This is a genomic window from Ketogulonicigenium vulgare WSH-001, from assembly GCF_000223375.1.
Classification (GTDB): Bacteria; Pseudomonadota; Alphaproteobacteria; order Rhodobacterales; family Rhodobacteraceae; genus Ketogulonicigenium; species Ketogulonicigenium vulgare.
In genome coordinates this window covers 830,346-850,273 of record NC_017384.1, presented here as the reverse complement: position 1 = coordinate 850,273, position 19,928 = coordinate 830,346, and the positions used below count along the sequence as shown (strand labels likewise).

General features: G+C 62.2%; 18 protein-coding genes and 1 tRNA gene. 8 read left to right on the top strand and 11 right to left on the bottom strand.

Features of this window, described 5'->3' with window-relative positions:
- Positions 1–9 precede the first annotated feature (9 nt).
- From KVU_RS04265 to gbd, 3 genes are read right to left on the bottom strand one after another with little or no spacing between them, the layout of a single operon-like run.
- Positions 10–1,524: an aldehyde dehydrogenase (NADP(+)) gene (locus KVU_RS04265; RefSeq protein WP_014537667.1), complete on the bottom strand. Its 1,515-nt coding sequence runs from the start codon at positions 1,522–1,524 to the stop codon at positions 10–12.
- A 57-nt stretch (positions 1,525–1,581) separates the two neighbouring features.
- Complete coding sequence (locus tag KVU_RS04260; RefSeq protein ID WP_014537666.1) at positions 1,582–2,904, bottom strand: MFS transporter; 1,323 nt, start codon at positions 2,902–2,904, stop codon at positions 1,582–1,584.
- A 47-nt stretch (positions 2,905–2,951) separates the two neighbouring features.
- Entirely contained in the window at positions 2,952–4,070 is a 1,119-nt protein-coding gene (gbd, locus tag KVU_RS04255; RefSeq protein WP_014537665.1) for a 4-hydroxybutyrate dehydrogenase, read from the bottom strand.
- A gap of 166 nt (positions 4,071–4,236) precedes the next feature.
- Here gbd and KVU_RS04250 point away from each other — a divergent pair, with 166 nt between their 5' ends.
- Positions 4,237–5,178: a LysR family transcriptional regulator gene (locus tag KVU_RS04250; RefSeq protein WP_014537664.1), complete on the top strand. Its 942-nt coding sequence runs from the start codon at positions 4,237–4,239 to the stop codon at positions 5,176–5,178.
- Here KVU_RS04250 and hpaI read toward each other — a convergent pair.
- The 8 genes from hpaI to dusB all read right to left on the bottom strand — a co-directional run bounded on the left by hpaI (position 5,175) and on the right by dusB (position 13,949).
- A complete protein-coding gene (gene hpaI, locus KVU_RS04245; protein WP_013384097.1) occupies positions 5,175–5,981 on the bottom strand; it encodes a 4-hydroxy-2-oxoheptanedioate aldolase in 807 nt (268 codons plus the stop codon). The genes KVU_RS04250 and hpaI overlap by 4 nt on opposite strands.
- Positions 5,982–6,048: 67 nt before the next feature.
- Complete coding sequence (gene copM, locus KVU_RS04240) at positions 6,049–6,399, bottom strand: CopM family metallochaperone (protein WP_013384096.1); 351 nt, start codon at positions 6,397–6,399, stop codon at positions 6,049–6,051.
- Between the two features lie 155 nt (positions 6,400–6,554).
- Positions 6,555–6,644 (bottom strand) — tRNA-Ser (locus KVU_RS04235).
- A gap of 90 nt (positions 6,645–6,734) precedes the next feature.
- On the bottom strand, positions 6,735–8,135 hold the full coding sequence (gene ntrX / locus KVU_RS04230; RefSeq protein WP_013384095.1) for a nitrogen assimilation response regulator NtrX: 1,401 nt from the start codon (positions 8,133–8,135) through the stop codon (positions 6,735–6,737).
- Between the two features lies 1 nt (position 8,136).
- The gene (locus tag KVU_RS04225; protein WP_013384094.1) at positions 8,137–10,389 is read right to left on the bottom strand and encodes a sensor histidine kinase NtrY-like; all 2,253 of its coding nucleotides are present in this window, start codon (positions 10,387–10,389) and stop codon (positions 8,137–8,139) included.
- A gap of 67 nt (positions 10,390–10,456) precedes the next feature.
- Positions 10,457–11,827, bottom strand: coding sequence for a sigma-54-dependent Fis family transcriptional regulator (locus tag KVU_RS04220; protein ID WP_044008030.1), 1,371 nt, complete (start codon positions 11,825–11,827; stop codon positions 10,457–10,459).
- Positions 11,827–12,939 (bottom strand): two-component system sensor histidine kinase NtrB, encoded by a 1,113-nt coding sequence (locus tag KVU_RS04215; protein WP_013384092.1) that lies wholly within the window; start codon positions 12,937–12,939, stop codon positions 11,827–11,829. The genes KVU_RS04220 and KVU_RS04215 overlap by 1 nt, the downstream gene beginning before the upstream one ends.
- Positions 12,936–13,949: a tRNA dihydrouridine synthase DusB gene (dusB, locus tag KVU_RS04210; RefSeq protein ID WP_013384091.1), complete on the bottom strand. Its 1,014-nt coding sequence runs from the start codon at positions 13,947–13,949 to the stop codon at positions 12,936–12,938. The genes KVU_RS04215 and dusB overlap by 4 nt, the downstream gene beginning before the upstream one ends.
- 189 nt (positions 13,950–14,138) lie before the next feature.
- On the opposite strand from dusB, the gene KVU_RS04200 reads away from it, so the two are divergent.
- From KVU_RS04200 to KVU_RS04170, 7 genes are all read left to right on the top strand, one after another.
- Positions 14,139–15,275 (top strand): bifunctional 2-C-methyl-D-erythritol 4-phosphate cytidylyltransferase/2-C-methyl-D-erythritol 2,4-cyclodiphosphate synthase, encoded by a 1,137-nt coding sequence (locus tag KVU_RS04200; RefSeq protein ID WP_013384089.1) that lies wholly within the window; start codon positions 14,139–14,141, stop codon positions 15,273–15,275.
- Entirely contained in the window at positions 15,272–15,778 is a 507-nt protein-coding gene (locus KVU_RS04195) for a phosphatidylglycerophosphatase A family protein (protein ID WP_014537662.1), read from the top strand. The genes KVU_RS04200 and KVU_RS04195 overlap by 4 nt, the downstream gene beginning before the upstream one ends.
- Positions 15,775–16,245: a CinA family protein gene (locus tag KVU_RS04190; RefSeq protein ID WP_014537661.1), complete on the top strand. Its 471-nt coding sequence runs from the start codon at positions 15,775–15,777 to the stop codon at positions 16,243–16,245. Before KVU_RS04195 ends, KVU_RS04190 begins: the two co-directional genes overlap by 4 nt.
- Positions 16,245–16,619, top strand: coding sequence for a DUF4260 domain-containing protein (locus KVU_RS04185; RefSeq protein ID WP_013384085.1), 375 nt, complete (start codon positions 16,245–16,247; stop codon positions 16,617–16,619). The genes KVU_RS04190 and KVU_RS04185 overlap by 1 nt, the downstream gene beginning before the upstream one ends.
- A 75-nt stretch (positions 16,620–16,694) precedes the next feature.
- Positions 16,695–18,143, top strand: a complete 1,449-nt coding sequence (guaB, locus tag KVU_RS04180) for an IMP dehydrogenase (protein ID WP_013384084.1) — start codon at positions 16,695–16,697, stop codon at positions 18,141–18,143.
- The gene (locus KVU_RS04175; RefSeq protein ID WP_013384083.1) at positions 18,143–19,315 is read left to right on the top strand and encodes an RsmB/NOP family class I SAM-dependent RNA methyltransferase; all 1,173 of its coding nucleotides are present in this window, start codon (positions 18,143–18,145) and stop codon (positions 19,313–19,315) included. The genes guaB and KVU_RS04175 overlap by 1 nt, the downstream gene beginning before the upstream one ends.
- 86 nt (positions 19,316–19,401) lie before the next feature.
- Entirely contained in the window at positions 19,402–19,872 is a 471-nt protein-coding gene (locus KVU_RS04170; protein ID WP_013384082.1) for a peptidase S1, read from the top strand.
- The last annotated feature ends 56 nt before the right edge of the window (positions 19,873–19,928 follow it).

Below are 19,928 nucleotides of genomic sequence, written 5' to 3'. Positions count from 1 at the left end.
CCTTTTTATTCACAAAAGATCGGCAGGCAGGATGCTGTCCGGCAGGTTCTGATAGCTGACCGGCCGCAAGAACCGCCGGATCGACATCGTGCCGACCGAGGTCGCGCCAAAATTCGTCGAGGCCGGATAAGGCCCGCCATGCACCATCGCATCGACAACCTCGACCCCCGTCGGATAGCCGTTCACCAGCACACGGCCCGCCTTGCGTTCCAGCACGGGCAGCAGCGCGCGCGCCAGATCCGTATCCTGCGCATCCATATGCAACGTCGCGGTCAATTGCCCCTCGAACCGTTTGGCCAGCGGCACCATCTCATCGGCCGTAGCAACGCGCACCACCAGGCTGAGGGGGCCAAAGACTTCCTCGGTCAGCGCGTGGTCGGCCATGAAGGCTTCGGCAGATACCTCGTAAAGGTTCGGGCTGGCCTCGCGCCCGGTGCTGTCGGTCGTATAGATCGGGCGGACAGAGTTGCGGCTGTCAAAGCGCGCTTTGCCGGTGCGATAGGCCTCGGCCATGCCAGCGGTCAGCATGGTCTGGGGCGCGACGGCTTTCAGCGCCTCGGCAGTGGCGGCAACAAAGGCATCGCCCGCCGCGCCCGCAGGTACGATGGCGATGCCGGGGTTGGTGCAAAGCTGGCCTGCCGATCCGGTCATCGACCCCGCCCAGCCCTTGGCGATCTGATCCGCGCGCGCGCCAAGCGCAGCAGGCAGCAGGAACATCGGATTGACCGAGCCGAGCTCGCCAAAGAAGGGGATCGGCTCGGGCCGCTGCGCACACAGATCGAATAGCGCGCGCCCGCCGCCCAGCGATCCGGTAAAGCCGACCGCTTTGATCAGCGGATGCTGCACCAAAGATGTACCGACATCGCGCTTGCCGCCCTGGACCAGCGAGAACACCCCCGGATGCATGCCGGTGGATAGCATAGCCGCATGGATCGCCTCGGCAATCACCTCGCCAGTGCCGGGATGCGCGCTATGGCCCTTGACCACGACCGGACAGCCCGCAGCCAGCGCGGCAGCGGTGTCACCGCCCGCGACCGAAAAGGCGAGCGGAAAATTCGACGCGCCAAACACCGCCACCGGCCCAATCGGGCGCTGCATCAGATAGATATCGGGGCGCGGCGCGGGCTGGCGATCGGGCAGCGCCGCGTCATGGCGCACATCCAGATAGGTGCCCTTCAGCAGCGTTTCGGCAAAAAGGCGCAATTGGCCGGTGGTGCGGCCACGCTCGCCTTGCAAACGCGCGGGCGGCAGGCCGGTCTCGCGGCAGCCGATATCCGTGATGTCATCAGCGCGGGCCTCGATCTCATCGGCGATGGCATGCAAAAAGGCGACACGCTCAGCGCGGGTCGTATAGCCATAGGCCCAGAACGCATCTTCCGCACCTTCAGCCGCGCGGTTCACCAGATCGACGGTGCCCATCGAGAAATCGGATGGCGCGCCGCTGGCCGGCTCGTTCTGGAAGGTTGCGCCGCCCCCGATCCATTCGCCTGCGATCAGATGTTTGCCATGTGGGGTAAAGCCCATTGCGGTATCCTTTGCCTTTAAAATGATGGCGGCCCGACATGCGGGCCGCCACTTGCGTTAATGTGCGTCCAGATCGACGCCGGTTCGATCCTTGGTAAAGGCCATCGCCACCAGCGAGATCGCCGCACAACCCATGATGAACAGCGCCACCGGAATATAGCTGCCGCTATAGGCGACCATCAGCGCCGTCGCGATCAGCGGCATCGGGCCGCCCACCAGTGCCGCACCCAGCTGATAGCCCAGCGACATGCCGGTATAGCGGATATCGGCGGGAAAGGCCTCGGCCAGAACGGTGCCGATCATCGCGCCATAGGTCGCCCAGATGATCGACATGCCGACCAGCAGCGCCAGCGCGATCAACCAGATCGAGCCTTGGTTCAGCAGCCAGAAGTAAGGCAAGATCCAGACCATGATGGCAATCGTGCCGCCAACAAAGACCTTTTTACGGCCGATCTTGTCCGACAGCTTGCCAAAATACAGCATCATCGGAAAGGCTAGCACCGCCGCCAGCAGCACGATATTCAGCACCGACACGCGGCTATAACCGAGGCCGACCAGATATTGGATCGTGAAGGTCGCATAGAGGAAGAAGGTCGAGGTTTCGACCGCCTTGGTGCCGATGGCGATAAAGACTTCCTTGCTATGGGTGCGGAAGGTCTCGACCACGGGGACGCGCTTGGCTTTGTTCTGCTCGAGCACGCGGCGGAACGAGGGCGTCTCGTCAATGCGGTTGCGGATATACATGCCGACGAACACAAGGACGATCGACAAGATGAACGGGATACGCCAGCCCCAGGCAAGGAACGCCTCGTCGCTGAAAATGCTGCTGAGGAAAGCGGTGATCAGGTTCCCCAGTGCAAGGCCGATGACCGCGCCAGTCTGCGGCACAGCGCCGAAAAAGCCGCGTTTCTTGCGCGGCGAATATTCCACCGCCAGCAGCACGCCGCCGCCCCATTCACCGCCCAAAGCCACGCCCTGCAATAGGCGCAGCAGCGTCAGCAGGATCGGGGCCATAATGCCGATGGTCTCATAGGTCGGCAGCAGGCCCATCGCGACGGTCGAAAAACCCATCAGGCCCAGCGTGAAAACCAGCGTCTTTTTGCGCCCGATGCGGTCACCGATATGCGCGAAAATCACGCCGCCAAAGGGCCGGATCACAAAGGCCAACGCAAAGGATGTCAGCGCCAGCAATTGGCTGACAACGGGGTCCGACGACGGAAAGAACAGGTTGCCGAACACGATGGCCGACATGGTTCCATACAGGAAATAATCATACCATTCGATGGTCGACCCGATCGCCGATCCCCAAAGCGCGCGGCGGCGGTCTGCGTCCGGGATCATATCCTCTTTGGCGATATGCGCGGCAGTTGTATCTGTCATATTGGCCTCCTCGCCAATTCTGGTGCCCCCCTCCCAAGGGGCGGTGTTTATAGGGAAGCGTGCAGCATCGCGCGGTAATCCGCGGCGGATGCCTCACGCGGGTTGGTCTTATGGCTGTGATCCGCGAGCGCGCCGGTGATGACGCGGTCGAACAGGTCTTGGGTGACGCCCAGTTCCGACAGGGTCGCAGGCAGGCCGATTTTGCGCGTCATCGCGGCAATCGCGGGGATCACGGCGTCGCCGCCTGACAGGCCCATGGCGGCGGCAAGCTGCGCGAATTTCGTATCATCGCGGTTGAATTCCAGCACGGCAGGCATGAAAATCGCATTCAGCGTGCCATGGTGCAGGCGCGGGTTGATGCCGCCAAGCGCGTGGCTGAGGCTATGGACGCAGCCCAGACCCTTTTGGAACGCCATCGCGCCCATCGTTGCCGCAATCGCCATATTGGCGCGCGCCTCGCGGTCGCTGCCATCGGCCGTCGCCGCCTCGATATGCGCCCAAGCGCGGCGCAGCCCTTCCAGCGCGATCCCATCGGCAGGCGGGTTGAACGAGGGGGCGAGGAAGGTCTCGATACAATGCGAAATCGCATCCATCCCCGTCGCCGCCGTCAGCATCGGCGGCAGGCTGAGGGTCAGCTCGGGGTCCACAATCGCCGCTTTCGGCACCAGATAGGGCGACAACAGCCCGACTTTGCGGCCATCCTCTAGGATGATGATCGCGCCGCGCCCGACCTCACTGCCAGTGCCGGCGGTGGTCGGAATGGCGATGGTCGGATAGGTTTTGGCGGTGATCTTTTCGACCCCGCCCTCGATCGCGGCATAGGTTTTCAACGCGCCGCCATGCGCGGCCAGCACGACCACGGCTTTCGCCAGATCAAGCGCCGAGCCGCCACCGATTGCAATGATCCCGTTCGCATCCGCCGCCGTGAATTCCGCGACCGCATCACGCACCGCCGCCTCGTTCGGGTTGCCGGGGGTCTCGTCATAGATCGCAACAGGCTTGGTGGTCAGCACGGCCTCCAGCTTGTCCAACATGCCAAGGGCGCGCACGCCTTTGTCCGTCACGATCATCGGGCGGGTGATGCCGGCCAGCTGGGCCTCGGCCTCCAGCGTTTCCAGCGCACCAAAGGCAAATTGGACACGCGTGACATAGTTGATCAAGCCCATGACAGACCCTCCCTCATGGAATTCCGGTATTTTGAATAGGTATGTTCCCTTTGGCCCTGCGGTGCCTCCACACGTGATCAGGGCCGTGAGGGGGGAAATTAGGGGCTGCGGCCGCGAAGTAAATCCACTATTTTCCGATATGGGTATAACGAAAAGGAAATCCTGAATGGTGCTGCCAGCCGCCCTGCCGCTGACCCGCCTGTCGCTGCGACAGGTGCTGCTGCTGTCGGCCATCGACGACAGCGGATCGCTAAAACAGGCCGCCGCCACCATTGGCATGAGCCAGCCGCGCGCCAGCAAATCCGTACAGGAGATCGAAGATCTGATGGGCCACCGCCTGTTCAACCGCACCAATCGCGGCCTGTCCCCGACCACCGCCGGCGAGGTGGTTATCCGCCATGCGAAAACCATGATGGCGCAGCTATCGACCCTGCAACAGGAGTTGTCTTCGCTCGCGACCGGATCATGGCGGCGGCTGCGCATCGGCACGATCATGGGCGCCGTGCCCATCGTCAGCGATGTGGTGCAAAGGTATCTCGAGCGCTATCCGCAAACTTCGGTCGAGATTATGGACGACACCAGCGCCGAGCTGCTGCGGATGCTGGATCGCGGAGTGCTGGATTTGGTCATCGGGCGCACTTCGGTCAGTGCGACGCTCGCGCTGTACGATACGCAGATCTTGCAACAGGAAACGCTGACCGTCGTCGCCAACCCCGCCCATCCGCTGGTCGGCCGCCGCCGTGTCCGGCTAGAGGATCTGCGCGAGCCGCGCTGGATTGTATACACAGCCGGGATGCCGATGCGGCTATCGCTGGAACAGGAATACCGCCATGCGGGCCTGCCCTTTCCGCGCAACCTGCTGGAAACGCGATCGGGCTTTACCACCATGTCTTTGCTGCAAAGCAGCCCGAATGCCATCGCGCTGCTCTCCAGCGATGCGGCGGCATTCCTGGTGGATTTCGGCATTGCCCGCACCCTGCCCGTGCATCTGTCGGCGCGCAGCGAACCATACGAGGTCATCACCCTGCGCGCAGGCACATTGCCGGAACATGTGCGGGATTTCATCGCCGTGCTGCGTGATGATCAGCACGGCGACTGGGCGATCTAGTACACGTCGACCTTGCCTACCGGCGCCGCCGGTTCCGCCGCATGGAAATCCGCCAGCAGCTTTTCCGAGGCGTTCACCAGCAGCCCGACATCATGGCCAATCGCCACGAATGTCGCGCCAAGCTGGGCATAGCGTTTGCTGAGCGCGAGATTCCCGATCAGGATGCCCGGCGCTTTGCCATGGGCCAGAATGCGCGCGATGGCGGCCTCGATCACCGCTTGCACTTCGGGATGGCCGGGATTGTCGATATGGCCCATATCGGCGGCCAAATCGGCGGGGCCGATGAACACACCATCGACGCCATCGGTCGCGGCAATCGCATCCAGCGCGGCGATGCCTTTGACCGTTTCGACCTGCACCAGCAGGCAAATCTGCGCATCAGCGGTATGGAAATAATCCTTGGTGCGGTTGTATTGGGCTGCACGCGCCAGCTGCGCGCCCACCCCGCGCACACCGCGCGGCGCGTAACGCACGGCGCGGACCAGTTCCTCGGCCTGCGCCGCGCTTTCCACCATCGGGATCAGCAGGCTTTGCGCGCCAATATCCAGATATTGCTTGATCAACCATGTCTCGCCAATCGGCGGGCGCACCACCGCATGGGCGGTGCCGCCCTGCATCGCGCGGATCTGATCGGCGATCATCGGCACGTCATTGGGGGCATGTTCGCCGTCCAGCAGCAGCCAGTCATAGCCGCTACCGGCGCAGATCTCGACCGTATAGGGGCTGGCCAATGCCTGCCACAGACCGACCTGCAACTTGTTTTCCTGCAGCGCTTTTTTGAATTCATTCACTGGTGCCGCCACGACTCATCCTCCCTATCGCAAACGAGAGGCAGACAAGCGCAAATTCCCGCGCGGCACCAGAGGGGTTTTAATAGCCCCATGCCGCAAGCCATGCGCGCATCATGGCGATCTCGGCTTCTTGCGCAGCGATAACCTCTTCGGATAGTTTACGAATTTCGGGGTCCGTGCCGTATTCCAACTGGACCCGCGCCATCGCGACAGCCGCCTCGTGATGCGGGATCATGCCGCGCACGAAATCCACATCCGCATCGCCCGTATAGGGCACCATCATATCCGCCATCATCTGATCCATGGCGGCCTGATAGGCCGCCGTCGACGCGTTATCTTCCGCTTGCGCGCCATGATGCGCGTGCTGGGCAACGGCGCCGCCCGCCATCACAGCCAAAGCCGCCGCGCAGGTGATAAGATAGGTTTTCATCGTGATCTCCCTTGTCTTTTGGGCCCCAGAACGGTGCCCAAAAAATCTATGCGCCTTACCACCGTGGCAAGGTCAAGACAGGATATCCCAAAAGCAAAACGGGCCGCGGCAAATGCCAGGGCCCGTTTTTGCGTGTCACCACCCGAGGGTGATTATGGCGGAGAGACAGGGATTCGAACCCTGGGTCGGCTTGCACCGACAACGGTTTTCGAGACCGCCGCATTCGACCACTCTGCCACCTCTCCGCTGTGTGACGGGGTTTACAGTCGCTAACTGATGGCTGCAAGTGGAATTTTCGCCCATTTACCTGCCATCAGCGCTGACGTTACTTCCCCTCATTCACCCTCATCGAAATAGGCAATACGACCACCGGTTTTATTCGATGTCATCACGCCAAGGCTTTTCAATTTGCGATGCAGGGCCGAGCGTTCCATGCCGACGAAATGCGCGGTGCGGCTGATATTGCCGCCGAAACGGTTGATCTGGGTCAGCAGATATTCGCGCTCGAACAGCTCGCGCGCCTCGCGCAGCGGCAAGGTCGCAAGGCCGCCCGACAGCACGATGCGCCCATCGCCCGTATCGACATCCTCGCCGCCGGGCAGCTCGCGCGGGCTGATCTCGCCCGCCGTCTCGCCCAGAATCAATACCCGCTCCATCACATTGCGCAATTGGCGGATATTGCCCGGCCAGGTCATGGTCTGCAGCTCGGCCGCCGCATCTTGCGATAGCGCGCGCAGCGGCAGACCTTGGGTTTTGCTCAGATGCGCGATGAAATGACCGGCCAGCACCGGAATATCCTCGCGCCGCTCTTCCAGCGACGGGATGGCAATCGGCACCACATTCAGGCGGTGATACAGTTCCTGACGGAAAACGCCGCTGGCAATTTCAGCTTGCAAGTCCTTGGTCGTGCTGGAAATCACCCGCAGATCGACCTGGATTTTATCATGGCCGCCGACACGCGTAAAAGATTGATCGACCAGCACACGCAGGATCTTGGCCTGCGTGCCGGGCGGCATATCTGCCACCTCGTCGAAATAGATCACGCCGCCGTTCGCTTGCTCGAGCAGGCCCTGTTCGATCCCCCGCTCGGGGCTTTCGCGGCCGAACAGCACGTCTTCCATGCGATCGGGCGCAATCGCGACCGAGGCGACCGAAACGAAAGGCGCATGGGCACGGCTGGAATTGGCGTGAATATAGCGTGCGGCGGCCTCTTTCCCTGCCCCCGCGCCGCCCGTCAGCATCACCCGCCCGTTCGAGCGCGTCACCTTATCCAGTTGGGCGCGCATGGTGCGAAAGGCGGCGGAATCGCCGATCAGCTCGACCGGCGGCGTATCGCCCCGCTTGAGCGCCGTGTTTTCGCGGCGCAGGTGCGAGGCCTCCATCGCGCGGCGGATCACCACCAGCAAATGGTCGATATTAAAGGGCTTTTCGATAAAATCATACGCGCCCTGTTTGATCGCTGCCACCGCGATCTCGATATTGCCGTGCCCCGAGATGATGACAATCGGGATATCGGGGTGGTCGCGCTTGACCGCTTTCATAATATCCAACCCGTCCATCCGGCTGTCTTTCAGCCAGATATCCAGGATCATCAGCGCCGGTTTTTCCTGCGCAATCTCGGCCATGCATTGGTCCGCATTGGCGGCAACACGGGTGGTAAACCCCTCGTCTTGCAGGATGTCCGAGATCGTCTCGCGAATGTCCCGTTCGTCATCGGTGATCAGGATGTCGCCCATATTATGCTTCCCGTACAAGTTGTGGCTTTTCGGCTTCAGTCACGATCAGCGGCAGTCTGATCAGCGCTGTCGCGCCAAAATGGCTATCCGCATCAAAGGGTTCGGCATCGACCAGATCCAGCGTGCCGCCGTGTTCCTCGATGATCTTTTTGACAATCGCAAGGCCCAGCCCCGTGCCCTTGTCACGCGTCGTGACATAGGGTTCAAACAGGCGCACGCGATCATCCGGCAGACCTATGCCATTGTCGGATATGGATATTTCAACCATATTGCCGAACTGTTCGACCGCGACTTTGATCTTTGGATCAAAGCGGTCATCGGGCCGCTTTTCGCGGCGGGTTTGCAGCGCTTCGCCGGCGTTTTTCAACAGGTTGGTCAGCGCCTGCGACATCATTGTCGCGTCAATCGCCGCGATCAACGGATGGGTCAGCGTGGGCCGTTCAAAACACACCTCGGGCTGGCCTGCCATTTGCAGCGTCAACGCATCGCGCAGCACCGGCACCAGATCCTGCACCCGTTTTTCGGGCTGCGGCATCCGCGCGAAACGCGAGAATTCGTCAACGATCCGGCGCAGGTCATCGGTCTGGCGGATGATCACGCCCGTCATCTGTTCCAGCGCGGCAGAATCCTCGCCCAACCGGTTGCCGAATTTGCGTTTGATCCGCTCGGCCGAGAGCTGGATCGGGGTCAGCGGGTTCTTGATCTCATGCGCGATGCGGCGGGCCACATCGCCCCAAGCCGCCTGACGCTGGGCCGAGACGAGCTCGGTCACGTCATCGAAAACAACCACATAGCCAACCAATGCCCCATCTTGGGACAGGCGTGGTGCCATCTGCACCAGCAGCGTCTTTTGCTTGCCGCCGCGCGTGACATTGATCTGGTCGGAAACCGCGCTCGAGGCGGCGCGCACCGCGTCAAACAGGGCGGCGAATTCGGGAACAACCTCGACCAAGGCCCGGCCCTCGGGCAGCTCGACATCGCGCAAGCTTGCCCGCGCCGATGGGTTCGAGAAATCAATCTCGCCGCCACTGCTCAGTCCGACGACGCCCGATGTCACCGAGGTCAGCACCGAATCGAACAGACGGCGACGCTCTTCGGTTTTCAGGCTAGAGGTGACCAACTCCTCATGCTGTAGTTTAATTTCAGACGTCATTGCGTTGAAATATTTACCAAGTTGGGAAATCTCGTCGTCGCCATCTTCCTCGATCACCCGCACATCGAAATCACCCGCCCCGACCTTTTGCGAGGCCACCAGCAGGCGCCCGATCGGGCTGGACAGGCGATCCGCAAACCAGAAGGCCAGCCAGATCGCGGCCAGCATCAAGATGATGGCAAAGCCGACATAGAGCAGGCCAAACTCGAACAGCACGCGGCCCCGCTCGCGCTCTAGCTGCTCGTAAAGGGCAACGGTTTCTTGCGTCTGATCCAGCAGCGCTAGAATCTCGCCATCCACGATCCGTGTCACATACAGATAGCGGTCGCCGAACGACGGCAGCGGCAGCAATGCGCGGAATTCGTCGCTGCGCGGGTCTTCGATAATCACAACGCCATTGGCATCGGCAGCGGCGAAATCGGCGGGCGCGGGCTGCTCATAGCCGAATTCATAGGACCGCGGCGCGCGGGCGCGGATGGTGCCGGCGCTGTCGATCACAAAGGCCTCGCTCAGGCCGCGCTCGATCTGCGCCTGAAAGCGCCCCAGCGCCATGCGGGTATCGCCGTCATCCATGAACAGAATGGTTTGGCGTGTCTGCTGCAGATAGTCGGCGACGGTGCGGGCATCGCGCACCAGCTCGTTGCGGTGTTCATCGGCGTAGGCCAGCGCCGCCTGTTGCGAGGCCGACAGCACCGTGCGCACGCGGTCAGAAAACCAGCCCTCAAGGCCGATGTTAATCGTCAGCACGGCAAAAACCGCGACGATGACCGTCGGCAGCAGCGCCATCAGGGTAAAGGCGCCGGTTAGCCGCGAATGCAGCCGCGATCCGGCCGAGCGTGCCCGTCGCGCCGCCAGCATCCGCACGATGCGTTGCAGCACCAGCCCCGCGATGACCATAATGTATACGATATCGGCAAGGATGACGCCGCGCAGGCTGGGCGCGTTCACGCCGCGATCCAGCGGCCCCATCACCCACCATGTCAGCCCGACCAGTAGCGGGCCCAGCACGACAATGGACAGGGTCACAAATGTCTGCACGCGTTTACGGCGTCGCCAGCGGCTAAACCGCGCCAGACTATCCCCTGCCAGTGAATGCGCCACGTTTCAGACCTAGTTCGCTATGCCATTGGGCAGCGCTGTTGCAGCGCCACCCAAAACTGTTGCGAAGTTACATCAGCTTACGCCGCCGTGTCACGCGAATATCCAGATCTGTGATCTTTTTGCGCAAAGTATTGCGATTGATCCCCAGCAGATCGGCACATTTCGCCTGATTTCCGCCGGTTGCATCCAGTGCGATTTCGATCAGCGGCGTCTCCACATCCTTCAAAATCCGGTTGTAAAGGCCGGGGGGCGGCAGCACGCCACCGTGCAGATCGAAATAGCGGCGCAGATGTTTGGCGACCGAAGTCATCAGCTTTTCCCCGTCCGAGGCACCGCGCATCGGCTCCATCGTCGGCTGGTGGCCCAGCACGGCCTCGATCTCGGCGCGCGAGATTTCCTCCTCGGAGGAGGTCACGACCAGACGGCGGATGACGTTTTCCAACTGCCGCACATTGCCCGGCCAGCTATAGGTGCGCACCAGTTCCAGCGCAGGCGCGGAAAAGCGGCGCAGCGTAAAGCCGTCGCGTTCGGCGCGGGTCAGGAAATGCTCGGCCAACAGCGGGATATCGTCGACGCGCTCACGCAGCGCGGGCACGTTGATGGTGACGCCACCCAGACGATAGAACAGATCCTCGCGGAACTGACCGGCTTCGATCTGTCCCATCAGATCGACCTGCGAGGTCGCCATGATGCGCGGCGCGTGATCGTCGAGGCTATCCAGCATCCGCACGACGCGGGCCTGCGCCTCGGCATCCAAATCGCTGACTTCGTCCAGCAGGATCGAGCCACCACGCGCCCGCGTCAGGACCGAGGACGGCCCTTCGACCCCTTGCAGATCGCTGCTGCCGACGACGACAAACGGCAGCGAGCGGCGATCCGAAAAGTCGTGCAGCGCCTTTGCAATCAGCGACTTACCTGTGCCACTTTCACCCGAGATCATCACCGGCAGCGAGGTATTCATCACCCGCGCGACCAGACGATACAAAGATTGCATCGAAGGCGTGCGGCCCACCAGCGGCAGATCCGCGGTCGGGCGTTCGGGGATTTCTGCGGGTTTTGGCGGGTTGATGCGGCGCTTGACCTCTAGCGCGCGGGCGGCGCGGCGCATCAGATCGGGCAGATCGAACGGCTTTGGCAGATAGTCGAACGCATCCGCCTCGGCCGCCTGAATGGCGGTCATAATGGTGTTTTGCGCCGAAATCACGATGACCGGCAGGCCGGGGCGCGATTTCGCGATTTTCGGCAATTGGTCCAGACCATTGCCATCGGGCATGATGACGTCTGAAATGACCAGATCGCCTTTGCCCTCCTCGACCCAGCGCATCAGCGTGACCAGCGAGGAGGTTGCATGCACTTTGCACCCGGCGCGGGTCAGGGCCTGCGTCAATACGGTGCGGATCGTGCGATCGTCATCAGCAACAAGGACTGTTCCGTCCATCATTCTTCTCCTGCTAAATCAGTGGCTTCCTTGGGCACAAGCGGCAAGGAGACGCGGAAGACCGTGCGGCCGGGGATGGATTCAACCGAAATCCACCCCCCCACGGCGGTCACAAGTTTCGACACCAGCGCAAGGCCGAGGCCGGTGCCATTTTCGCGCCCCGAGACAAAGGGTTCAAAAATATCATCGGCAATATCGGGCGGCAGGCCGGGGCCATCATCAATAATTTCAACCTGCAGCGGCAGACGGTCGGAATTCCCGTCAGGGCGACGCACCCGCAGCGAAGGCTCGTAAAAGGTATGAATGCGGATCGAACCGCCGGGTTGGCCCGCCTCGGATGCGTTCTTCAGCAGGTTCAAAAACACCTGCAGCATCTGGTCGGGATCAATATAGGTGCGCGGCAGCGAGGGGTCATATTCCTCGAGGAACATCATATGCGCCCCAAAGCCGACCGAGGCCGACTGCCGCGCACGATCCAGAATATCGTGAATATTGACGGGCTTGCGCGCAGGCGGACGCAGGTTTCCGAATTGCTCGACCTGTTCCAGCAGCTTCACGATGCGGCGGCTTTCCTCGACGATCAGATCGGTCAGCTCGATATCCGAACCCTCAAGACCCATCGACAGCAATTGCGCCGCGCCCGTGATACCCGCCAGCGGGTTTTTAATCTCATGCGCCAGCATTTCCGCCATGCCGATCGCCGATTTCGCGGCCTTCACCGAGGAATTCTTTTGCGTCATCCGATGCGAGATTTCACGCGGGCTGATCAGCATCAGCATCTTGCCCGGCGAGCCTTGCAGCGGCGCGAAATAGATATTGCACAGGGCGGGGGGACGCTCGCCTGAACCCACATCGACATCATTCACGAACAGCGAGGATTCGTATTTGCGCGCCCGGGCAAAGGCCTCTTCCAAAGGCGCATCGACCATCACCTTGTCCCATACGGGCGCATCTCGCAGCGCCCGGGCCGAGATGTTCAAAAAAGCCTCGGCAGCGGGATTAATCTCTTGAATATGATCGCTCTCATCCAGCAGCAGCGCAGCCACTGGCAGCGATGACCACAGCGCGCTGTCTTTGTCGGGAATACCCGTCAGGGGGATTGCAGTCGTCATGCAGCATGCCTTTGTTCGCTATCAAGGGCGGTCGGCAGCAGGGCGATCACATCCGCCGCTGTCGGCGCGGTCAGAACCGCGCGACGCAGCACATCGGATGTGCCTGCCGTATCCATAAACCAACCCAAATGTTTGCGCGCGACACGGTGGCCCAGCGTCGCGCCATAGAAATTCAAAACCGCATCGTAATGCGTCAAAACCAGATCGGCGAAAGCGGCCCCTTTGGGAATTACGGGCGCCGCCGTGCCGCACAAATCGGCCATCACCTCGGCCAGCAGCCAGGGCCGCCCCTGCGCGCCGCGGCCGATCATCACACCATCGGCGCCGGATTGTTCCAGCGCATCGCGCGCATCTTGAACGCTGCAAATATCGCCATTGGCGATCACAGGGATCGACACCGCCTGTTTCACAGCACGGATCGCGGCCCAATCCGCGCGGCCGGTATAGAACTGACAACGCGTGCGACCATGGATCGTGACCAGCTTGATCCCTGCCCCTTCGGCGCGTTTTGCCAGCTCTGGTGCGTTAATCTGGTCATCGTCCCAGCCCAGACGCATCTTGAGCGTTACCGGCACTTTGACCGCGCCGACCGTTGCCTCGATCAGGCGCAAAGCATGGTCCAGATCGCGCATCAGCGCCGAGCCCGACAGCCCGCTGGTCACCTTTTTGGCCGGGCAACCCATATTAATATCAATCAGTTGTGCGCCGTTCCCTTCGATCATCTTTGCAGCCTCGGCCATCCATTCAGCCTCGCGGCCAGCAAGCTGCACCGCGGTGTTTGCCTGATCCAGACCCAGCTCGGCCTTTTCAATCGTGCCGGGACGGTTGGTTAAAATCTCTTGGCTGGCAATCATCTCGGACACGACCCAGCCCGCCCCGAATGCCCCCACCATCTGGCGATAGGGCAAGTCGGTAATCCCGGCCAAAGGCGCCAGAACCACCGGCTTCAGCACATGCTGGTCAATCTGGATAGACGGAAGGTACGCCACTTGTTTGGTCGATTGCCGCATAATTAATCACTACATCCCATGTAGAGCCAGACAAACTGTGATCTCAAGGCCGGGCGGCAAAATAGGCCTCCTGCTCGTTATGAAATATATCACTTGCACACAAATTGTGCAACAAATTGCCGTGACGCCCGTGAATTGCGCCTGTGCAAAGATCGGATTAGATTGCGGCAAGGCATTAAGGCGGGACACATGCAGATTGCTGTTGTGATTGTGGCGGCGGGACGCGGCCTGCGGGCGGGGGGCGGATTGCCCAAACAATGGCGGCTTTTGAACGGGCAGCCGGTGCTGGCCCATACGCTGGCTTTGTTTCAACGCGATGACCGGATTGGGCAAATTGCCCTTGTGACGCATCCCGATGAGGCGCAACGGTGCGGCAGCCTGCCCCAAGACAAGCTGATCCACACCATCGGCGGCGCGACCCGCAGCGAAAGCGTGCTGGCGGGTCTGCGCGCCCTTGCGCCCCATGCGCCCAGCCATGTGCTGATCCATGACGCAGCGCGCCCCCTGACGCCGCAGGCGGTGATCGATGGTGTGATCGCGGCCTTGCAGACCCATGCCGGCGCCGCGCCCGCCCTGCCCGTGACCGATGCCCTGTGGCGCGGCGCGGGTGATATCGTGACGCAGATCGTGCCGCGCGACGGGTTGCTGCGCGCCCAAACGCCCCAGGGCTTTGCCTATCGCGCCATTTTGCAGGCGCATGAAACGGCACCATCCGACGCCGCCGATGACGTGGCGCTTGCGCTGCGCGCCGGGATAGAGGTTGCCATTACCCCCGGCGATGAGCGTAACCTGAAACTGACCACAGCCGCGGATTTCACCCGCGCCGCCAAACAACTGGAAGACACAATGGATATCCGCACCGGCAACGGTTTCGACGTGCATGCCTTTGGCCCCGGCCAATCGGTCTGGCTTTGCGGGGTCGAGGTGCCCCATAGCCACGGCCTGGTCGGCCATTCCGACGCGGATGTCGGTATGCATGCGGTGACCGATGCGATCTATGGCGCGCTCGCGGCGGGCGATATCGGCCAGCACTTCCCGCCATCGGACCCGCAGTGGAAAGGCGCAGCCAGCCGCATCTTTTTGGACCATGCCTGCGCCATGGCCCGCGATCAGGGCTTTACCATGACGCATGTTGACTGCACGCTGATCTGCGAGCAGCCTAAGATCGGCCCCCATGCGCCCGCTATGCGCGCGGCCATGGCCGCGATCATGGGGCTGGAGGAGACACGCGTCAGCGTGAAGGCGACAACCTCGGAGCGGCTTGGCTTTACCGGCCGCAGCGAGGGGATCGCTGCAATCGCAACCGCAACTTTGGTGAAAGCATGAGCCGCCTGATCGCAACCGTTTTCTACATCGGCCTTTTGCGCCCGGCCCCCGGCACCTGGGGATCGGCGGCAGCGGTCGCCCTCGCCTATCTGCTGTGGCAGCTCGGCGGTCTGTGGCTGATCCTCGCCGCAACTGTGGCCTTGTTCTTTATCGGGCTTTGGGCCGCGCGCGAACAGATCGCGGCCTCGGGCGATAATGACCCCAGCTTTGTCGTCATCGACGAGGTGGTCGGCCAGTGGATCGCGCTATGGCCGGTCTTTATCGGCGGCACCATGGCCGCGAACCGGATCGAGGGCGACATCCTGCGCCTGTGGCCCGGCTTTGTCGCAGGCTTTATCCTGTTTCGCCTGTTCGACATCTGGAAACCGGGGCCCATCGGCAAGGCCGACCGGCGCGGCGATGCGCTGGGGCTGATGCTGGATGATGTGATCGCGGGCGTCTTTGCGGGCCTGATCGTGATCCTGCTGGCGGCGCTCTCGCACGGGTTGATGATCCTGCTATGACACGCGCGGCAGAGATCTTGCTGGAACAGGCCAAGGCGGCGGGCGCGATGATCGCCACCGCCGAAAGCTGCACCGGCGGCATGGTGGCGGCCGCGATCACCGATATTGCCGGATCATCTGCCATCTTTGACCGTGGCTTTGTCACCTATACGAATGACGCCAAGGTTGCGATGCTGGGGGTGCAAGGCGGCACGCTGGACCGCTATGGCGCAGTGTCCGAACAGGTCGCGGCGCAAATGGCACGCGGCGCGATCCATCACTCCACCGCCAATTTCGCCGTTGCCACCACCGGTATCGCGGGCCCAGGCGGATCTGAATTCAAACCCGAGGGCCGCGTCTGCTTTGCCGTGGCCGGCCCCGGCTTTTGCCATACCGAGACCGTCGAATTTGGCGCGATTGGCCGCGCCGATGTGCGCGCGCGTGCGACCGCCCACGCCCTGTCGCTGCTGCTGCGCGAGGTGAAGTGATGCGCGAGGCCGTCCTCTTTCAACGGATCGAGGGCGGGCTGATCTTCCTCGCTGCCCTTGCGTTTCTGACCTTTACCGGCACCGTCTTTGCGTGGTGGGCGGCCCTGCTGATTTTCTTTATCCCCGATCTGACCTTTGCGGCCTATGCCCTTGGGCCGCGCATGGGCGCTGTGATCTATAATCTTATGCATATCTATGCGCTTGGCCTGATTTTACTGGTGGCGGGGCTGGTCTTTGCCCTGCCCGCGCTGGCCGCGATTGGCGCGCTGTGGCTGGGTCATGCCGGGATGGATCGCGCGCTGGGATACGGGCTGAAACTGCCCTCGGGCTTTCAAAATACCCATCTGGGGCGGATCGGCCCGCGGAAAAATTAAGGCTTTCGCCCTTTTCCCCGTCAAAGATCCATGCAATAGGCAAGTGCCAACAGTCCCAGCCCGAGGAGAACGCGCATGGAGATTCGTGAGGCACTTACCTTTGATGATGTCCTGCTGGTTCCCGGCGCATCCTCAGTTCTGCCGTCTACCGCAGATACGCGCACGATGGTCACCCGCAACATTTCGATGAACATTCCGCTGCTGTCCAGCGCGATGGATACCGTGACCGAAGCGCGCATGGCGATCGCCATGGCACAGGCGGGCGGCATTGGCGTCGTCCACCGCAACCTGAACACCGAACAGCAGGCCAATGAGGTCCGCAAGGTCAAGCGTTTCGTTTCGGGCACCGTTTACAACCCGATCACGCTGCGCCCCGACCAGACCCTGGCCGATGCCAAGGCGCTAATGGCCCGCTATGCCATCACCGGTTTTCCGGTAGTGAACGAAAGCGGTCTGGTGGTTGGCATCGTGACGAACCGCGACATGCGCTTTGCCAATGATGACAAGACCCCCGTCAGCGTCATGATGACCTCGAATGATCTGGCGATCCTGCGCGAGCCTGCCGATCTCGATGAGGCCCGCAGCCTGATGCGCGCCCGCCGGATTGAAAAGCTGCTGGTGACCGATGATGCGGGCAAACTGACCGGCCTTTTGACCCTGAAAGACAGCGAGCAAGCCGTGCTGAACCCGATCGCCTGCAAGGACGAGCTGGGCCGCCTGCGCGTCGCTGCCGCCTCGACCGTCGGCGATGAAGGGTTCGAGCGTTCGCTGGCCCTGATCGACGCAGGCGTCGATATTATCGTCATCGACACCGCCCATGGCCATTCGGCGGGCGTTGCCAAGGCCGTTGATCGCCTGCGCCGCGAGTCGAACGGGGTCGAGATTATGGCCGGTAACGTCGCCACCGCCGATGGCACCCGCGCGCTGATTGATGCTGGCGCGGATGCAGTGAAAGTGGGGATCGGCCCCGGCTCGATCTGCACGACGCGCATGGTCGCGGGCGTGGGCGTGCCGCAGCTGACCGCTGTGATGGATGCCGCAGGCGCCGCGGGCGATGTGCCAGTGATCGCAGATGGCGGGATCAAATTCTCGGGCGATTTCGCCAAGGCCATCGCGGCAGGCGCGTCCTGCGCCATGGTCGGCAGCATGATCGCAGGCACGGACGAGTCCCCCGGCGAGGTGATCCTGTATCAGGGCCGCTCGTATAAATCCTATCGCGGCATGGGCAGCCTTGGGGCAATGGCGCGCGGCTCGGCCGACCGCTATTTCCAAAAGGACGCCGCCAGCGACAAGCTGGTCCCCGAAGGGATCGAAGGCCAAGTGCCCTATAAAGGCGCCGCGCATACGGTCGTGCACCAGATGGTCGGCGGCCTGCGTGCCGCTATGGGTTACACCGGCTGCGCCACTGTGGCGGAAATGCGCAAAAACTGCAGCTTTGTGAAGATCACCTCGGCGGGTCTGCGCGAAAGCCACGTCCATGACGTGCAGATCACGCGCGAAAGCCCGAATTACCGGATCGGCTGATGACCCCTGCCGCCCGCGTCGCCGCAGCCATTGCGGTGCTAGACCAGATCATCGCAGGCGAGCCTGCCGAGCGCGCGCTGATTTCCTGGGCGCGCGCCAACCGCTATGCGGGCTCGGGCGACCGCGCCGCCGTGCGGGATCGGGTCTTTGACGCGCTGCGGCGGCGGGATGAATATGCGCATCTGGGCCACGCCCTGTCGGGGCGCGGCCTGATGATCGGCGCGCTGCGCGCAGCGGCTGAGGATCTGGAGGCGATTTTCAGCGGTGCCGCCTATGCGCCGCCCGCGCTGACCGAGGCCGAACGCGCCGCACCCGCGCCTTTGCCCGATGACGGCCCCGCGCGGTGGAACCTGCCCGCACCGCTGATTGCAGCCTTTCGCGCCTCGCTTGGCGATCAGGCGGATCGCGCGATGGCGGCGCTTTCTCAGCGTGCCGATGTGCATCTGCGGGTCAATACCCGCAAAGGCGGCCGCGAAAAGGCACAAGCCGCGCTGGCCGCGGAAGAGATCGAGACGCGCCCGCACAACAGCGTCGAGACCGCGCTGATCGTCACCAAAAACGCCCGCAAAGTGCAGAATGCCCAAGCCTATCTGCAAGGTCTGGTCGAGCTGCAAGATGCCGCATCCCAAGCCGCGATCCTGCGCCTGCCGCTGTCCGATGGTATGCGCGTTTTGGATTATTGCGCTGGGGGTGGCGGCAAATCCTTGGCGATGGGGGCGCGTGCAAGGCTGGATATCGCCGCCCATGACGCCGCGCCCGCCCGCATGGCAGATCTGCCCGCTCGCGCCGCACGCGCCGGGCTGAAAATCCGCCAGATCGGGCCTGCCGATGTGGCGCGCTCTGGCCCCTATGATCTGGTGCTGATCGACGCGCCCTGTTCAGGCAGCGGCACGTGGCGACGCACACCCGATGCGAAATGGCGATTTGAGGACAAGGACTTACAGGCTCTTGTTCGTGTGCAATCTGAGATATTGCCCAAAGCCGCCCGACTTGTGACGGCGGGTGGTGTGCTGGCCTATGCCACCTGTTCGGTGCTGCAGGGCGAGAATGACGACCAGATCGCAGCCTTTTGCGCCGCCCATCCGCAGTGGCAGCAAACAGACCGGATGCAGCTGCTGCCGGGCCCCGATTGGGATGGCTTTTACCTGTACGTGCTGCGACATCAGGCCTAAAATCAACCATTTGATCACGAAAATGTTGACAAGCGCCGCAGGCGGGTCAATTCATGCGCATCTCGCATGTTTTGAAGGTAGCAATCATGATCCGCTCACGTGCTTTGTTTGGCGCTGTAACTGCGGCGCTTGTCGGCCTTGCCACTGCGGCCTCCGCCTGCCCTGACTGGCGCGGCCAGCCGCATTTCGGCTCGATCCAGTTGAACGCGGGTTTCATGCCCGACCCCCATGTGCGCAATATTACGGCAGGCGGCACGATCAACCTGCAAAATTGCGGCACCAACTGGGGCGGTTTTGTCACCCAGCGTCCCGACTTTGACCTGTATTGGAATGGCAGCTCGGCGCAATTGACCATCGCGATCGAGGCGAATGCCGATGCGATCCTGCTGATCTCGGCCCCCGATGGCACATGGTATTACAATGATGATTACCGCGGCCTGAACCCGGCGATCACCTTCAGCAACCCGCAACAGGGTCTGTATGACATCTGGATCGGCACCTATGACGGCTCGCGCCGCAATCCGGGGCGGCTGATCATCACCGAGTATAACTGGTAGCGAAAGAACACCATTCTCCCCGTATTTACATTTTGTTATCCTTGATCAGGCAAGAC

Coding starts and splice junctions, on each gene's coding strand:
- KVU_RS04215 (WP_013384092.1), bottom strand. CDS start 12,939: ATGACGACTGCAATCCCCCTGACGGGTATTCCCGACAAAGACAGCGCG.
- KVU_RS04185 (WP_013384085.1), top strand. CDS start 16,245: ATGCGCGAGGCCGTCCTCTTTCAACGGATCGAGGGCGGGCTGATCTTC.
- KVU_RS04175 (WP_013384083.1), top strand. CDS start 18,143: ATGACCCCTGCCGCCCGCGTCGCCGCAGCCATTGCGGTGCTAGACCAG.
- KVU_RS04260 (WP_014537666.1), bottom strand. CDS start 2,904: ATGACAGATACAACTGCCGCGCATATCGCCAAAGAGGATATGATCCCG.
- KVU_RS04195 (WP_014537662.1), top strand. CDS start 15,272: ATGAGCCGCCTGATCGCAACCGTTTTCTACATCGGCCTTTTGCGCCCG.
- KVU_RS04265 (WP_014537667.1), bottom strand. CDS start 1,524: ATGGGCTTTACCCCACATGGCAAACATCTGATCGCAGGCGAATGGATC.
- KVU_RS04190 (WP_014537661.1), top strand. CDS start 15,775: ATGACACGCGCGGCAGAGATCTTGCTGGAACAGGCCAAGGCGGCGGGC.
- gbd (WP_014537665.1), bottom strand. CDS start 4,070: ATGGGCTTGATCAACTATGTCACGCGTGTCCAATTTGCCTTTGGTGCG.
- dusB (WP_013384091.1), bottom strand. CDS start 13,949: ATGCGGCAATCGACCAAACAAGTGGCGTACCTTCCGTCTATCCAGATT.
- KVU_RS04200 (WP_013384089.1), top strand. CDS start 14,139: ATGCAGATTGCTGTTGTGATTGTGGCGGCGGGACGCGGCCTGCGGGCG.
- KVU_RS04250 (WP_014537664.1), top strand. CDS start 4,237: ATGGTGCTGCCAGCCGCCCTGCCGCTGACCCGCCTGTCGCTGCGACAG.
- KVU_RS04220 (WP_044008030.1), bottom strand. CDS start 11,827: ATGGACGGAACAGTCCTTGTTGCTGATGACGATCGCACGATCCGCACC.
- guaB (WP_013384084.1), top strand. CDS start 16,695: ATGGAGATTCGTGAGGCACTTACCTTTGATGATGTCCTGCTGGTTCCC.
- KVU_RS04170 (WP_013384082.1), top strand. CDS start 19,402: ATGATCCGCTCACGTGCTTTGTTTGGCGCTGTAACTGCGGCGCTTGTC.
- copM (WP_013384096.1), bottom strand. CDS start 6,399: ATGAAAACCTATCTTATCACCTGCGCGGCGGCTTTGGCTGTGATGGCG.
- ntrX (WP_013384095.1), bottom strand. CDS start 8,135: ATGGGCGACATCCTGATCACCGATGACGAACGGGACATTCGCGAGACG.